This is a genomic window from Flavobacterium sp. C4GT6 (assembly GCF_036347315.1).
In the GTDB taxonomy this organism is placed as follows: domain Bacteria; phylum Bacteroidota; class Bacteroidia; order Flavobacteriales; family Flavobacteriaceae; genus Flavobacterium.
In genome coordinates this window covers 107,330-121,914 of record NZ_JAZGZU010000003.1, presented here as the reverse complement: position 1 = coordinate 121,914, position 14,585 = coordinate 107,330, and the positions used below count along the sequence as shown (strand labels likewise).

Here is a 14,585-nt window from a genome sequence, read left to right as displayed (position 1 = left end):
ATATCTTCTCAAATTAGTTTTTTACAATTCTTATTTGGGCTGTTTTGTTTTCTTCAGTTGTAAACTTAGCAATATAAACTGCTGCGTTTAGGTCAGATAAATTAAGAGACTGAGCTCCTGTTCTGATTTCGGCGGTTTTAACTAACTGTCCGTTAATAGCATAAATCTGCATAGTAGCATTGTATGCTGAGTTTAGGTTAAGCTCTTCTTTTACTATAGTGTTATTTAAAGCAATACCCATGTTTTGTAGCGAGTTGAAATCATCTACACTCATTGCATTTGCATCATATTTGTAAGTAAAAGTACGTAGAGGTTCACCTATTTGAGTTCCTTCGGCATCAACCTGTACGAGAGCTATAGTGTATTCTACAGGCTCACCCTGGGTATCACCGGTATAACCATTGGCAAAGTGGTCTCCATTAGGGTTAGATGCTCCCGGAGCTAATGTTATGTAACCCTCTGGGGTTTGACCTACCGCTGCAGGAACAGTTGTTCCTTCTTGAATATCAAAGTAGCAAAACTCTGCAAAGCAAAACTGTACGTTTTGTCCTTCACTATTATTAGTGATAGACTCCATTCTCATTTTTAGGTTAATGTCGGCATCTGTTAAGTTAGTTACCTTAACCTTTACTTCTCGAGGAACCTGTAATGTGTGTGTTTGATTGAAAATGAAAACCTGTCCGTCTTCAATTTCTACTCCATCATTTACTACAGATACAATTTCCTGTGCATTTGTTAACGAGCAAAATAATAGCCCGGCAAAAAGAATAATTTTTTTCATGGTATTTTTTTTAACATTTAGTGTGTATTGTGTGCTATTTAAGCAAAAAGGCTACCGGTAATCTTTTACAATTACCGATAGCTTTTCTGTAAGGATATTATATATTGTAATAAATTACTTGATTACAATTTTCTCTACTCTTTCAGTAGTTTCACCGTTAATTTTAGCGATGTACATACCTGTTTGAAGAGAGTTTAGGTTGATAGAATCTCCATCATTGATATTGTTAGCTGTAAATACAACTTTACCAGATAGGTCTACTACAGTTACATTAACAGTTTCTTCTGTTGTAAAGTTTAAGATACCTGAAGTTGGGTTTGGATAAACAGCAAATTTAGCAGTTTGGAATGTAGGGTTATCAAGTTGACCTGTAGTTTTGAAAATAGTTTCTCCAAAAGCACGAGGACCGAAGTTACCTACCTGAGCCTCAAATACGCTTTGAGAACCAGTGAATATTTTTACACCTACAAAGTCACCTTGGTTGTAAGCAGACCATCCGTCACCAAATGAATCAAGTAATTCAATTGAGTAACAGTCGATGTCTTCTGATAAAGTGAAGTACTCCGTTTTAACAGTAAGAGCATCTGGACCACCACCACCATACTCGTCTTCAGTTCCTGGTTGGTATGGACCGCCGCTAGCAACTACATCACCAGCACTGTTTAATAGGTTCCAAGACATTTCTCCAGGGTAGTAGTCAGTATAGATATCAACTTTAATGTTTATACCAGACAGGTTCTCATCAGCAGCATTTAAAGTAAAAGTAGCTTCAGTTGAAAGTAATTCGTCATCACTACCTGTAACTTCGTTGTACTGAGTGATCTCTACAGTATAATCAGCGTTAGCGTCAAATTCATACTCATCAAAAGTAACTACTCCATTGCTAAACTGAGCAATAGCATCTCCACTGTAAGTTGCAGTAGCAACTACAGAACCGTTTTCTTTAAGAACAACAGTAGCAGTTGTAATGTCTTCTGTACCAAGGTTACGTACAATAGCACTAGCTTCGCCTGCGTTAGAACAAAATCTTCTGTCAACGCCACGTGCTTCAGCACGGGTTGGGATACCTGTAAGAGTACCACCACAAGTAGCTTCGATAGTTTCAACAAAACCGGCAGGAGTATTTCTGTCTATTTGAGTTGTAGTACCTGTTTCTGGGCAAATCATGTATAATGTTGGGAAGAAGGCAATTTCATAATCATCAGCAATCTGAGCATTATCAAGAATTGGGAAAGGGCTTCCCGCTGTCCAGTCACCCCAAGTGTTAGATCCTGTTCCCTGGATATCTGCTAGAGTAGTAGCCGGGTCTCCTTCTACATATAGTATAACAACTTCATCAGATCCGCCTGGTCCGTAAGATTCATATAAATCTGCAAGATAGTGCGTGTTGTGGAACTGCCAGCAAGGACTACACCATGTAGCTGAGATGTATAGGATAACTGTTTTTCCTTCTTCTAAGTACGTAGAAAGGGTGTGTGTGTTTCCGTTAATGTCTTCAGCGGTGAAATCCGGAGCAACAGTTCCGTCAGGTAAACCTGCTTCCTGCGCTTTTGCAGTAAGACCGCCTAATAGCATTAACCCTAAAAGTAATAATTTTTTCATAGAAAAATGGTAATTTTAAGTTAGAGTTTTCTTTTAATAAATAAGTTTTAACAAAAAAATAATAGAAAAATTTTTTCCGAAAGTATACAAAAAAAACTTATGTCAAAAAAAAAATCCAAAAAAAGTTACGTTTGGAACGATTTTTTATGATAAAGTAGTAAAATTAATACTAAAAGTTTAGCAATCAGTCTATTTCTCTACTAATTCGATAGGTTTTTAGAAATTTTTTTTAAGAAAAAAAGTGCTGATTACTGTTAAAAAATTTTTAATATTGCGACCTAACTGGAAAACTGTAATTAATAAAACTGAAACACAAATGAAAAAGATTCTAATGCTATTTTTGTTTTTGGTGGGTACAGCTATGTACGCCCAAAAGGAAATGCCAAATGTGACAATCAAATCATCTGATAATAAGAGCTATAACGTAAAGAGTGATTTTGCTGAGAAAGATAAAATCTATGTCTTTTCGTTTTGGGCTACCTGGTGTGCACCTTGTATTAAGGAACTTGATGCTATAAATGAAAAATATTCTGCATGGTCTAAAGAGCTTAATATGGAAGTTGTAGCGGTATCTGTAGATGATAGCCGTACTCAAAAAAGAGTAAAACCGTTACTTAATGGTAAAAAGTGGCCTTATCAGGTGCTTCTTGATACTAATCAGGATTTGAAAAGAGCTTTGGGTATTGCAAACGTACCATATACTGTAGTTGTGAAAAACAAAAAAGTGGTATATGTACACAACGGTTATAGCCAGGGAGCAGAAGAAGAACTGTATAACAAACTGAAGGAGCTGTAAGCTAATGAAAAAGGCACTATTACTTTTATTACCATTATCATTATGTACAACATCTGTGTTTGCACAGGAAGATACAGAACAGGAGAAAAAAGATTATGGTAAGGTTTACGGTAGTTTTGAATCTAATTCCCAATGGTACCTTAACGATAAGGAAAGAAATATAGATCATCCTGAAGATCCAATCAGGTCTAACAACTACCTTTATTTAAATTATCAGTATAAAAACTGGACAGCAGGTGTGCAGGGTGAGGCTTATGAACCTAATGCACTGTTAAACTATAATCCAGGGTTTAAAGGTACTAATGTAGGTATTTACTATTTAAGCTATAAGTCGGAGAAATTTGATGCTACTGCCGGTTATTTCTACGAGCAGTTTGGTAGCGGGTTACTTTTAAGGGCTTGGGAAGACCGTTCTTTAGGTATCAATACCGCTCTTAGAGGGGGTAGGGTTGTATACAGGCCTAGTGATAATGTTAGGTTAACGGCTCTTTATGGTCAGCAAAGAACAGGTTTTGATGTAGCTAAAGGAAAAATATATGGCTTTGATTCTGATTTTAATTTAGATAAGCTGCTTTCGTTTGAAGAGTCAGATCTTTCTGTAGGACTTACTTATGTTGGTCGCTACGAGAAAACGTATATAACCAATCCTAATTTTGATGAGCTTACTAATGCTTTTGCCGGTAGGGTAAACTTTATTCACGGTTCTTTTTATGTATCGGGGGAGTACAACTACAAGCAAAAAGACGCTGTACTTGACCTGCAGAATAAAATAAACAATGATTTTATCAAACCGGGGAGTGCAGTATTGCTTAATCTTGGTTACTCTGCAAACGGTTTGGGTGTCGATGCTACTTTCAGGAGAATTGAAAACATGAGTTTCCTTTCTGAAAGGGAGCCTACCTTTGCTACTACAGAGACAACCAGTTTAAACTTTAATGATAAGGTATTGAACTTTGTACCTGCATTAACAAAGCAGCATCACTCTAACCTGGCTAATATTTATGTATATCAGGCTCAGGCAAAAGTAGATTTTCAGGGAGCTGAAATCATGAAAGCAGGTGAGACTGGTGGACAAATTGATATTTTTTATGATATAGCGCCCGAAACTGCTCTTGGGGGTAAATACGGTACTAATATAGGTGTTAACATTTCAAGCTGGTATAACCTTCCGGGGTCATATAGGTTGGCTCCTGCAGATTATGATACCAAATTCTTTGGTGTAGGTGAAAAATACTATTCTGACTATAATATCGAGGTTAAGAAAAAGCTTTCTGAAAACTGGCATACCGGTTTTTACTATGTAAACCAGTTTTATAACAAACAATGGTTACAGGGTGGTGAAAAGGTAAATACTAATATAGTTGCTGCTGAGGCTACTTATAATTTCTCTCCGTCAAAATCTATTCGTGTGGAGGGTGAGCACATGTGGGCCGATGCCGATTTTAAAAACTGGGCAGGTGGTACTGTAGAGCTTAATCTTAACGATAAGTATTCGTTTTACGTTTGGGATATAATTAACTATGGTAATGATGATGAGTCAAGAAGAAATCATTACTACAACTTTGGTGGTGCTTATCGTATAGGTGCTTCAAGGCTTGCGGTTAACTATGGTAGACAACGTGGCGGACTTGTATGTGTAGGTGGTGTGTGTCGTTTTGTGCCTGAAAGTACCGGTTTCTCACTATCGCTTAGTACAGCATTTTAATTTAAAAACTACTATACTTTACATACTTAATTTAAAAAGCCGCTCCGGTATCCCGGGCGGCTTTTTTCATGGTAAATTATTTAGCTTATTAGTGCGCTCTCATTTTGTCGAAAGTAGAATCCAGTACTTTCTTGATTTTGTCAATGGCTCCGTCTACAGCTTTTTCAATCGTGTTAGAGTGGTTTGTAACAGCAACAGGCTGCATGCCTGCAATACGTGCCTCAATGGTGCATTTTTTATCTGTATCACCTTCTTTATGGCTGTTTTCGTCACCTAAGTGGACTTCTACTCGGGTTACTTTGTCTTCAAAACGTTTTAATGAATCGGCTACTACTCCTTGAAAGTAGTCTTTCATTCTTTGGCTTCCTTCAACGTGATTGTTGGTATTTATGTTAATTTGCATAATTCTGAAATTTAAAGTTATTTCATTAAAATTACCCGCATCAAACGTGGTGCGGTCTATGCAATTTACGAAATTATTGAATAGCTTTTGCAGTGGGAGTTCTAAAAAAAAGCGTTAAAAATTTACCTTATTACCCCTGATGGCGTAATTTTTTTCTCATTTGAAGTTAATAATGATTATGGCCAAAAGATACACAGGTTTATTATAGAAAAATAATGTCTTTTTTAACAGGAAAGGCTCTGCTAATGGATGCCTTTTTATGTTAGAAAAGATTGATTTTACTACCGGAGTGTTTACAGGAGGGGCTTCAATACAACGGTTAAGTTACTATGGTTGCTTTAAATACTTACTTTTGTTTTTTAGGTAATTATGTTAATATAATCTTTAATGTCTATTATGAGGCTGTGTGTTTTTTTAACTTTAAAGATTATTTTTTAAAATACCTGACCATGAATATCGACACAACACTCCTTAAGTATATTGCCATAAGTATAGCCGGACTGGTAGTTACCTTCAGTATAATTTTTTACATTCTTAAAAAAGTGGGTAAGGATCCTCGTAATATACTGCCTGTAAATTTTGCTAACCGCATTAAAATTCCGCTTATCATTTTTATTTCGGCACTTGCGCTACGCATTGGTGTGGCAAGCAGTGTGTTTAATGTAAAAGCTTCAAAAATAGTAGGGCATATTGGGACACTGCTTTTTATACTGAGTATTACCTGGTTTCTAATCATTTTTATAAAGGTACTCAAAACGGTACTGGTAAGAAGGTATGATATTTCGGCTTCCGACAATCTGGCTGCCCGAAGAATTTACACACAGTTTACCATATTGGAAAGGGTAGTTGTATTTCTTATTGTGATATGTGCTATTGGGGTGGCACTTATGAGTTTTGAAAGCATACGCTCAATAGGGATTAGTTTTTTAACCTCGGCAGGTATAGCGGGTATTATTATTGGTTTTTCGGCACAAAAGGCTTTGGGAACGCTACTGGCAGGTATACAAATAGCCCTTACACAACCTATTCGCTTGGATGATGTGGTTATTGTTGAAGGTGAATGGGGTAAGATTGAAGAGATAACCCTTACTTATGTGGTGGTTAAAATTTGGGATAAACGCAGGCTGGTGGTTCCTACCACTTATTTTATTGAGAAACCGTTTCAAAACTGGACCCGCAATTCGGCAGATATACTGGGTACGGTTTTCATTTATACTGATTTTAAGGTGGAAGTGGATAAAGTGAGGGAAGAACTTACACAACTATTGGAAGAATCTGACCTTTGGGACGGACAGGTAAATGTACTTCAGGTAACCGATGCCCGTGAAAAAGTGATGGAGCTGCGCGCACTTATGAGCTCCAGTGATTCTTCCATATCATGGGATTTAAGAGTGTATGTAAGGGAAAAACTGATTGAGTTTATCCAGAAAAATTATCCCGACAGTTTACCTTTTACAAGGGTTACACTGAAAGAAGGTATAAAGGATAAAGAAACAGAACCAGCAGGAAAAAGCGAACAATAAAAAAGCCCCTTTAAAGGGGCTTTTGTTTTTATAGATCTACAGTTACTAATTGTAAAGTTTCACGGCTTAACTGGCGTACCAAAACCTCTTTGTTTTCGGTAACGGCATCTGCCGACTTATCATCAAAGTGACGGATGGTATAAAGGGAAACATCCTCATTATAAGTTACCTTGAATTTTTTAGAAAGTATTGTTTTAAGTTCATTAAAGTTATTGAACTTATCGTCCACACATACCGAGAAACTAATGGCAGAGTTCTGGATAAGGTGTACTTTCATTTTGTATTTGTGCAACAGGCTGAATATTTCACTGATGTTTTCTTCCATAATGAAAGAGAAATCAAGTGATGAAAGTGATATAAGCAACTGTCCTTTTTTAACAATAAAACATGAGGTTTGCGGCTCAAGATCAGACCCTTTGCTAACGCTTGTTCCCGGTAATAACGGGTTAATAAACGATTTTACGTATAACGGGATTTCTTTTCTTTGAAGCGGCTGTAATGTTTTAGGGTGAATAACCGATGCTCCGTAAAACGCAAGTTCAATAGCCTCTCGGTAAGAGATTTGGTTAAGTAGTACCGTATTGTCAAAATACCTTGGGTCGGCATTAAGTACACCCGGTACATCTTTCCATATAGTTACGCTTTCGGCATTAAGGCAGTAAGCAAAAATAGCGGCACTATAATCAGATCCTTCCCTTCCTAAGGTTGTGGTAAAGCTGTTTTCATCAGATCCTAAGAAGCCTTGGGTGATATTAAGGATTTTCTTTTTAATACCTTTTTTAATGTTTTGCTGTGTTTGTTCCCAGTCTACAACAGCATCACGGTAAGTATTATCCGTTTTGATAAACTCCCTTACGTCTACCCACTGGTTTTTAAGTCCGCGGTGGTTAAAGTAGTGGCTTACCAGAGTAGTGGAGATAAGCTCTCCCATACTTACTATCTGGTCGTAAACAAAGTTATAGTTAGGCGATTTGTTATGCTCAAGGAAATACTCAAGATCACCAAAAAGACTGTTGATAGCAGCAAAAACCGAATGGTTTTCGTCGTCAAACAGGTCAAGTAGTATTTGGTTATGGTATTTCTTAACGTCCTGTATGGATGACTTAAGCTCAGGAGATTTATCAAAATAGTTCTTGATAACAACCTCCATGGCATTAGTTGTTTTACCCATGGCAGAAATAACAACAAGCACATCTTCGTGCCCTACTTTCTGCAAAACATCATACACGTTTTTAATACCGTCGGCATCTTTTACCGATGCTCCTCCAAATTTAAATACTCTCATAAATTAAGTGTAAACTTTGTAATTCCTTCTTCGTCCATTTGCACTGTTAACCAGTCCTGAAAAACCGTAGCCCCCGATCGTTCGTAGAAATCAATCGCATGCTGGTTCCAGTTTAGTACAGCCCATTCAATGCGGCGCACGCCTTCCTGTTTGCCAAACTTTATAACTTCTTTATAAAGAGCGCTTCCGGCGCCCGTGCCTCTGTAGGCTTCCTTAACTATAAGATCTTCCAAGTGTATGGTTTTTCCTTTCCAGGTAGAATAGCGGTAATAAAATAGGGCCATACCTATAATCTCGTTGTCTTTTTCGGCAACAAAGGTTTTAAATAAAGGGTTAGAGCCAAATCCGTCTCGTTCCAGTTCATCAACAGTTACCACAACCGCATCTGGTTCATTTTCAAAAACAGCAAGTTCTTTAATAAGTTCCAGTGCGGCCGGCATGTCTTCTTTCTTTCCTTTTCGAATAACCATAAGCAAAATTTGGGCAAAAATACATTCTATTTAGCTATATAAGAATAAATTATTATCATATCACAAAAATATCGATATTTGTGCCCTCAACACAACTACAACGTTATAGTAATGGAAGAACGCAACAAGACACTGGGAGAGTTTATTATTGAAAAGCAGGAAGAGTTTATGTATTCTTCGGGCGAGCTGTCTAGGCTTATTAACTCTATACGATTAGCCGCTAAAGTGGTTAATTATAAGGTAAATAAGGCCGGGCTTGTGGATATAGTAGGTGCTTTTGGTGAACAAAATGTACAAGGTGAAGACCAGCAAAAACTGGATGTGTATGCAAACGAAACGTTTATGCAAACACTAATAAACCGCGAAATTGTTTGTGGTATCGCCTCTGAGGAGAATGATGACTTTATCACAATAAAGGGCAAAGATGGGCTGCATAATAACAAATATGTGGTGCTTATGGATCCGTTAGACGGTTCATCTAACATAGATGTGAATGTATCTGTAGGTACAATCTTCTCTGTTTTCAGGAGAGTAACGCCAGTAGGCACACCGGTAACCAAGGAAGATTTCCTTCAGCCGGGGGTAAATCAGGTTGCTGCCGGGTATGTAATTTACGGTACTTCTACCATGCTGGTATATACTACCGGTCACGGGGTAAACGGTTTTACGCTTAACCCTGCTATTGGTACTTTTTACCTGTCGCATCCTAATATGCGGTTTCCTAAGGACGGAAATATCTATTCTATTAACGAAGGGAACTATGTACATTTCCCGCAAGGAGTTAAAGACTATATCAAGTATTGCCAGACTGAAGAAGGGGACAGGCCTTATACGTCAAGATATATAGGTAGCCTGGTGTCAGACATTCACCGCAATATGATTAAGGGAGGTATTTATATTTACCCTACCAGTTCTAAGTCGCCAAAAGGTAAGTTAAGACTGCTTTATGAATGTAACCCTATGGCCTTTATTGCAGAGCAGGCAGGAGGTAAGGCTTCAGACGGGTTTAACAGGATTATGGAAATCCAGCCAACCGAACTGCACCAACGTGTTCCGTTCTTCTGCGGAAGCGAGAGCATGGTTGATAAAGCAAATGAGTTTATGCAGAAATACCAATAAATAAAAAAAGCCCCGATATCGGGGCTTTTTTTATTTATTCATGTGTTGCATTTCGTAAAGGAAAGTGTCAAGGTCTACGTTTAATACTAAAAGCGAAAGTGCTTTGTCTACAATGTATTTTACGTTTCCTGGTGTAAAGCCCAGGGCAAGGGCAAAACGGGTAAGAATCTCTTTTTGTTTTGGTCCCAGTATGTGATCAGCATATACCATTCTTGACAGGTCGTATAAACGCTCCAGCCTGTGTACGTGTAGGTATGGAGGGTTAATAGGATATTTTAACGGGTTTGCCATTATCTCAAGATATTCCTCTTCCGAAATTTCAAGTTGTTTGGCAAGCTTGTCAAGAAACGCTTTTTCTTCAGAACTCACGTGACCGTTTTCCATTGCTACTCTTACAATAGCCGAAAAGTGTCCTTTGTTTCTGTTTTTAAAGCCGCTGTCAAATAAATCTGAAATAGACATAATTTCTATATGTTATAAATTTTCGGCAAATATAATTCTATATTTTATGTCGGGAGTATTTTTTTAAAAGTTTTTGACAATATTATGTCTTAATCGCGTTTTTCCAGTAAGGTATTTTGTAAAAATTGATGTAAGTTTACAGCTTGCAAATACTGAATCTATATTATGTCGGAATTTCAATTATACTTTCAGCAGGGGCTTTACCATGTGCTGGATATCAACGCTTATGACCACGTACTTTTTATTGTAGCCTTAACCGTACCTTATGTTTTTAAGGACTGGAAAAATGTATTGTTGCTGGTAACCCTGTTTACCATAGGGCACAGTATGTCGCTTATACTTGCCGTGTATGATATTATATCTGTGAAATCAAGTTTAGTGGAGTTCCTTATTCCGGTCACTATTTTTATAACGGCAGTGTATAATATTTTTCGGGCTAATAAATCAGGTAAAAGAGATAATGTGAACTTCCTCGCCTTTACTACCCTGTTTTTTGGGATAATACATGGTCTTGGTTTTTCAAGCTATTTTAAAATGCTTGTGGCAAATAACAGCGGAGATAAACTGGTTCCGTTAATGGAATTTGCATTGGGTATAGAGGTGGCTCAGGTAATTATAGTACTTATAGTATTAATACTGTCGTGGGCGGTACAAACCTTTTTACGTTTCTCACAAAGAGACTGGATACTGGTTACCTGTTCGTTTGTGGCAGGGGTAGTGGTGCCTATGATAATTCATAATCGTATCTGGTAAATAAATAGCATAATAAATTAAGTGAAAAAGCTTAAATTTGAATGTAGGCTTGGATAATGAAGGATAAAAAACTCAACAAATACGATAAGGCTTATTTAAGAATAGCCAGAGAATGGGGACAGCTGTCTTATTGCGTCAGGAAAAAAGTTGGTGCAATTATTGTAAAAGACAGAATGATAATATCTGATGGATATAATGGTACCCCATCGGGCTTTGAGAATTGCTGTGAAGATGACGGAGGCCTTACAAAATGGTATGTACTGCATGCCGAAGCAAATGCAATATTAAAAGTAGCGCGTTCCACACAATCGTGTGAGGGGGCTACACTTTACATAACCATGTCTCCCTGTAAGGACTGTAGTAAGCTAATACATCAGTCGGGTATTAAAAGAGTGGTATACCAAAGCAGTTATAAAGATAATTCGGGTATCGACTTTTTAATGAGGGCAGGGGTAGAAGTGGTGCATGTAGAGGATTTAGATACAGAGTAATATGGAAAACGGAGATATCAGGCCAAAAAACAATCAGGTGAATAAAATTTACCTGCCTATTATAATCGCAGTAGCCCTGGCGTCCGGAGTGATTATGGGTAACTTTTTTAATGTATTCTCCGGAAACCGAATATTTATTTCCAAAAACTCCCATAAAAACAAGCTTAACAGGCTTATGGATTTTATTGAGAGCGACTATGTGGATAATGTAAATACCGACTCCATTGTCGATCTTACCGTAAACAACATACTGGAAAAACTGGATCCGCATTCGGTTTATATTGCTAAAGAAGATATGCAGCAGGTAGCCCAAAGCATGAAGGGTGACTTTGTGGGTATAGGGGTTAACTTTTATATGTATAAAGATTCTGTTGCGATTATTAAGCCGGTACCTCAGGGACCGTCTGATAAGGCAGGTATAAAAGCCGGAGACCGTATACTGTTTGCGGGTAACGATCAGCTTTATGGCAGGAAGTTGCCTAACGACAGCCTTTTCTCTAAACTTAAAGGTGAAGAAGGATCATCTATAGAGCTTACCGTTTACCGTAAAACCGAAGGCAAACAGTTTAAAGTAAATGTGGTTAGGGATATAATACCTATAAAAAGTGTTGATGCCGCAGTGTTGCTTGACAATAAAACAGGCTACATAAAAATTAACCGTTTTGCCGAAACTACTTATGAGGAATTTCATAAGGCGTTGCTTGATTTAAAGAGTCAGGGAGCAGAGTCGCTTATGATTGACTTAAGGGATAATGGCGGAGGCTATCTTGAAATGGCGGTTGATATTGCCGATGATCTTTTGCAGGATGATTTGGTAATAGTAAAAACAAAGAATAAAAAAGACAGAGAAGATATTACCTATTCTACCGATAAGGGGGACTTTGAAAACGGTAAACTGTATTTACTGATAAACGAAAACAGTGCATCGGCAAGTGAAATATTAGCCGGAGCTATTCAGGATAATGACAGAGGGACTATTGTAGGTCGCCGTTCGTTTGGAAAAGGACTTGTGCAGCGCGAAATGCCTTTAGGGGATGGTTCGGCTGTGCGATTAACTGTTGCGCGTTACTATACGCCATCGGGCAGGTCTATACAGCGTAGTTATGCTCATGGTGGTGATGAATACTTTAATGATTTTTCTAAACGCTATGAAAGCGGAGAGCTTTATGCTGCCGACAGTATTAAAATAGCCGATACTCTAAAATACAAAACCCTTAAAGGACGTACTGTTTATGGAGGAGGAGGTATAATCCCTGATTTATTTGTGCCTATGGAGGGTAAACACGGTGATGAGGGAGTAAGCATGATAATGCAGTCGGGCTTTGTAAGCTATTTTGTTTTTGAAGAGTTGGACAAACATAGAAAAGAGTTTAGCTCTCTTAATGAAATAGAAGTTGCTGATAAGGTTTTAAATACCGATAAGTATTACGCTCACTTTGCAAAATACCTGTCTGACAACGGACTGATATTTGATTTGGCTAAGCACAAACAAAGAGTTAAGTTTTATATAGCTGCCGAGTTTGTAAGGCAGTTGGTAAGTGATAGTGCTTATTATAAAATGGTGCTGGGAGAAGATAATATGATAAAAGCCGTACTGGCTGATGAGAAAAAATAGTTATTTTCCGGTCCACTACGGCTTTTAATCTGTTGAAATTACCTGTTATTATTTTACCCGTGTGCTGTCGTGATGTTGCGACGGGATTCCGTTATTCCATAATGTAAGGATATCTGCACCTACAGATGCGCCACTTCCGGCAGCGATAGAAAGCTGACTTCTCCATCCGGCAAGTGTTCCTGCTGCATAAATGCCTTCGGCTACTAAATGGTCATCATTTTTAAGCTGTATCCTGTTTTTTTCTGGCATGGCTTTTTTATGTGGTATAACATATTCCGTAAGACCTTCAATAGCAAAAGTATTAGCCGACCCTATGGCAACCACTATAATTTTTGTGTTGTAGGTGTTTTTGTTTGTAGTGACTGTAAAGTTTCCGGCTTCGCCTTCCACTTTAATAACTTTTTCTTTTTCAATCTGCTCCACATCAGGGTAGGCGCTATGCAGGTGGTCAAGACTTTCTTCCATGATCTCCCTGCCTAGTTTTCCCTGTGGTATTCCGTAAGCATTGTTGAATAGCGCATCCTGTAATGATGATGCTTTCTGGTGTGTAAATATTCCTATTTTTTTGCCCTGTGCATAAGGCTTGTTTAGGGCAGAGCCCAATATAAGTGCGCAGGATACGCCAGATACCCCTCCGCCAATAATTAAAACGTCAAACATGCTTTTCCCTTATCTTGTTTTTTCTTCAATACTTTTAGCCATCTTAAATATAAGAAGGATGCAAACGGCACAAAGTGATGCTACAATCCCTATAAGGGCTATAAGACTATTGCCTTCTAAAAGATTACTGAAATCAAGTAAGGTGATGTTAAATATAATTATGGCAACTGCAATCGCCAGTAGTGTGTAAATTAAAATTTTCATTCTATTAAATCTTAAATAGTTACAGTCTGATTTAATTAAAACATAGACTGTGAATGTAATAAATATATAACTAAGCGAATAATCCTTTAACATTAGCGGCAAATAATTTAACAGCTATCGCTAAAAGTATCACTCCAAAAATCTTACGGATAACACCAAGGCCGTTTTCTCCCAAAAGCCTTTCTATTTTAGCAGAGGCTTTTAGTACTATATATACTACCAGTATATTTATAACAATGGCTATGATGATGTTTATTTTTTCATATTCGGCACGTAGGGATAATATGGTGGTCATGGTACCTGCCCCTGCAATAAGTGGGAAGGCAATGGGTACGATAGATGCCGTATTAGGGTTGTCTTCCTTATATAGACGTATGCCTAATATCATTTCCAGTGCCAGGAAGAACAGTACAAACGAACCTGCAACGGCAAACGAGCTGGCATCTATTCCTATAAGTTTAAGAATTTCTTCTCCTACAAATAGAAAGGCAATCATGATTATAGCAGCAACCAGAGATGCTTTTTCCGACTGTATGTGCCCTACTTTATTACGAAGGTCTACTATAATAGGCACACTACCTATAATGTCTATAACCGCAAAAAGCACCATGCTGATGGTGAAGATTTCTTTCCAGTCAAATCCCATTTTAGTTTGTTTTTAAGAATTAACAAAAGTATTAATAATATAGAGATATATAGTTAAAATTTTTCAAGTG

General features: G+C 37.7%; 16 protein-coding genes. 7 read left to right on the top strand and 9 right to left on the bottom strand.

Annotation, left to right across the window (positions count from 1 at the left end):
* Positions 1-13 precede the first annotated feature (13 nt).
* Together V3Z67_RS04910 and V3Z67_RS04905 are read right to left on the bottom strand one after the other, a co-directional pair.
* Positions 14-781 carry a T9SS type A sorting domain-containing protein gene (locus tag V3Z67_RS04910; protein ID WP_330442254.1) on the bottom strand — a complete coding sequence of 256 codons (768 nt, stop codon included), beginning with the start codon at positions 779-781 and terminating at the stop codon, positions 14-16.
* Between the two features lie 114 nt (positions 782-895).
* Positions 896-2,383, bottom strand: a complete 1,488-nt coding sequence (locus V3Z67_RS04905; RefSeq protein ID WP_330442253.1) for a T9SS type A sorting domain-containing protein — start codon at positions 2,381-2,383, stop codon at positions 896-898.
* Between the two features lie 316 nt (positions 2,384-2,699).
* Between V3Z67_RS04905 and V3Z67_RS04900 the strand changes: the two genes are divergently transcribed.
* Entirely contained in the window at positions 2,700-3,179 is a 480-nt protein-coding gene (locus V3Z67_RS04900; protein ID WP_330442252.1) for a TlpA family protein disulfide reductase, read from the top strand.
* 4 nt (positions 3,180-3,183) lie between these two features.
* A complete protein-coding gene (locus tag V3Z67_RS04895) occupies positions 3,184-4,884 on the top strand; it encodes a DUF6029 family protein (protein ID WP_330442251.1) in 1,701 nt (566 codons plus the stop codon).
* Between the two features lie 88 nt (positions 4,885-4,972).
* Here V3Z67_RS04895 and V3Z67_RS04890 read toward each other — a convergent pair whose 3' ends face one another.
* The gene (locus tag V3Z67_RS04890) at positions 4,973-5,287 is read right to left on the bottom strand and encodes an HPF/RaiA family ribosome-associated protein (RefSeq protein WP_330442250.1); all 315 of its coding nucleotides are present in this window, start codon (positions 5,285-5,287) and stop codon (positions 4,973-4,975) included.
* Positions 5,288-5,736: 449 nt separating this feature from the next.
* On the opposite strand from V3Z67_RS04890, the gene V3Z67_RS04885 reads away from it, so the two are divergent.
* The gene (locus tag V3Z67_RS04885; protein ID WP_330442249.1) at positions 5,737-6,810 is read left to right on the top strand and encodes a mechanosensitive ion channel family protein; all 1,074 of its coding nucleotides are present in this window, start codon (positions 5,737-5,739) and stop codon (positions 6,808-6,810) included.
* A 28-nt stretch (positions 6,811-6,838) separates the two neighbouring features.
* Here V3Z67_RS04885 and V3Z67_RS04880 read toward each other — a convergent pair whose 3' ends face one another.
* Together V3Z67_RS04880 and V3Z67_RS04875 are read right to left on the bottom strand one after the other, a co-directional pair.
* Entirely contained in the window at positions 6,839-8,095 is a 1,257-nt protein-coding gene (locus V3Z67_RS04880; protein ID WP_330442248.1) for an aspartate kinase, read from the bottom strand.
* Positions 8,092-8,565 carry a GNAT family N-acetyltransferase gene (locus tag V3Z67_RS04875; RefSeq protein WP_330442247.1) on the bottom strand — a complete coding sequence of 158 codons (474 nt, stop codon included), beginning with the start codon at positions 8,563-8,565 and terminating at the stop codon, positions 8,092-8,094. The genes V3Z67_RS04880 and V3Z67_RS04875 overlap by 4 nt, the downstream gene beginning before the upstream one ends.
* A gap of 111 nt (positions 8,566-8,676) precedes the next feature.
* Between V3Z67_RS04875 and fbp the strand changes: the two genes are divergently transcribed.
* On the top strand, positions 8,677-9,684 hold the full coding sequence (fbp, locus tag V3Z67_RS04870; RefSeq protein WP_330442246.1) for a class 1 fructose-bisphosphatase: 1,008 nt from the start codon (positions 8,677-8,679) through the stop codon (positions 9,682-9,684).
* A 30-nt stretch (positions 9,685-9,714) separates the two neighbouring features.
* On the opposite strand, the gene V3Z67_RS04865 is transcribed toward fbp, so the two are convergent.
* Positions 9,715-10,146: a tellurite resistance TerB family protein gene (locus V3Z67_RS04865; protein ID WP_035135207.1), complete on the bottom strand. Its 432-nt coding sequence runs from the start codon at positions 10,144-10,146 to the stop codon at positions 9,715-9,717.
* A gap of 165 nt (positions 10,147-10,311) precedes the next feature.
* On the opposite strand from V3Z67_RS04865, the gene V3Z67_RS04860 reads away from it, so the two are divergent.
* The 3 genes from V3Z67_RS04860 to V3Z67_RS04850 are packed head-to-tail and all read left to right on the top strand — an operon-like array spanning position 10,312 to position 13,005.
* Entirely contained in the window at positions 10,312-10,899 is a 588-nt protein-coding gene (locus V3Z67_RS04860) for a HupE/UreJ family protein (protein ID WP_330442245.1), read from the top strand.
* A 56-nt stretch (positions 10,900-10,955) separates the two neighbouring features.
* Entirely contained in the window at positions 10,956-11,390 is a 435-nt protein-coding gene (locus V3Z67_RS04855; protein WP_330121850.1) for a deoxycytidylate deaminase, read from the top strand.
* 1 nt (position 11,391) lies between these two features.
* On the top strand, positions 11,392-13,005 hold the full coding sequence (locus V3Z67_RS04850) for a S41 family peptidase (protein WP_330442244.1): 1,614 nt from the start codon (positions 11,392-11,394) through the stop codon (positions 13,003-13,005).
* Positions 13,006-13,053: 48 nt separating this feature from the next.
* On the opposite strand, the gene V3Z67_RS04845 is transcribed toward V3Z67_RS04850, so the two are convergent.
* The 3 genes from V3Z67_RS04845 to V3Z67_RS04835 all read right to left on the bottom strand — a co-directional run bounded on the left by V3Z67_RS04845 (position 13,054) and on the right by V3Z67_RS04835 (position 14,515).
* The gene (locus V3Z67_RS04845; protein ID WP_330442243.1) at positions 13,054-13,665 is read right to left on the bottom strand and encodes an FAD-dependent oxidoreductase; all 612 of its coding nucleotides are present in this window, start codon (positions 13,663-13,665) and stop codon (positions 13,054-13,056) included.
* 9 nt (positions 13,666-13,674) lie between these two features.
* Positions 13,675-13,869, bottom strand: a complete 195-nt coding sequence (locus V3Z67_RS04840) for a hypothetical protein (RefSeq protein WP_157484110.1) — start codon at positions 13,867-13,869, stop codon at positions 13,675-13,677.
* Positions 13,870-13,939: 70 nt separating this feature from the next.
* Positions 13,940-14,515, bottom strand: coding sequence for a MarC family protein (locus V3Z67_RS04835; protein WP_330442242.1), 576 nt, complete (start codon positions 14,513-14,515; stop codon positions 13,940-13,942).
* Positions 14,516-14,585: the final 70 nt, after the last annotated feature.

Coding starts and splice junctions, on each gene's coding strand:
- V3Z67_RS04910 (WP_330442254.1), bottom strand. CDS start 781: ATGAAAAAAATTATTCTTTTTGCCGGGCTATTATTTTGCTCGTTAACA.
- V3Z67_RS04905 (WP_330442253.1), bottom strand. CDS start 2,383: ATGAAAAAATTATTACTTTTAGGGTTAATGCTATTAGGCGGTCTTACT.
- V3Z67_RS04900 (WP_330442252.1), top strand. CDS start 2,700: ATGAAAAAGATTCTAATGCTATTTTTGTTTTTGGTGGGTACAGCTATG.
- V3Z67_RS04895 (WP_330442251.1), top strand. CDS start 3,184: ATGAAAAAGGCACTATTACTTTTATTACCATTATCATTATGTACAACA.
- V3Z67_RS04890 (WP_330442250.1), bottom strand. CDS start 5,287: ATGCAAATTAACATAAATACCAACAATCACGTTGAAGGAAGCCAAAGA.
- V3Z67_RS04885 (WP_330442249.1), top strand. CDS start 5,737: ATGAATATCGACACAACACTCCTTAAGTATATTGCCATAAGTATAGCC.
- V3Z67_RS04880 (WP_330442248.1), bottom strand. CDS start 8,095: ATGAGAGTATTTAAATTTGGAGGAGCATCGGTAAAAGATGCCGACGGT.
- V3Z67_RS04875 (WP_330442247.1), bottom strand. CDS start 8,565: ATGGTTATTCGAAAAGGAAAGAAAGAAGACATGCCGGCCGCACTGGAA.
- fbp (WP_330442246.1), top strand. CDS start 8,677: ATGGAAGAACGCAACAAGACACTGGGAGAGTTTATTATTGAAAAGCAG.
- V3Z67_RS04865 (WP_035135207.1), bottom strand. CDS start 10,146: ATGTCTATTTCAGATTTATTTGACAGCGGCTTTAAAAACAGAAACAAA.
- V3Z67_RS04860 (WP_330442245.1), top strand. CDS start 10,312: ATGTCGGAATTTCAATTATACTTTCAGCAGGGGCTTTACCATGTGCTG.
- V3Z67_RS04855 (WP_330121850.1), top strand. CDS start 10,956: ATGAAGGATAAAAAACTCAACAAATACGATAAGGCTTATTTAAGAATA.
- V3Z67_RS04850 (WP_330442244.1), top strand. CDS start 11,392: ATGGAAAACGGAGATATCAGGCCAAAAAACAATCAGGTGAATAAAATT.
- V3Z67_RS04845 (WP_330442243.1), bottom strand. CDS start 13,665: ATGTTTGACGTTTTAATTATTGGCGGAGGGGTATCTGGCGTATCCTGC.
- V3Z67_RS04840 (WP_157484110.1), bottom strand. CDS start 13,869: ATGAAAATTTTAATTTACACACTACTGGCGATTGCAGTTGCCATAATT.
- V3Z67_RS04835 (WP_330442242.1), bottom strand. CDS start 14,515: ATGGGATTTGACTGGAAAGAAATCTTCACCATCAGCATGGTGCTTTTT.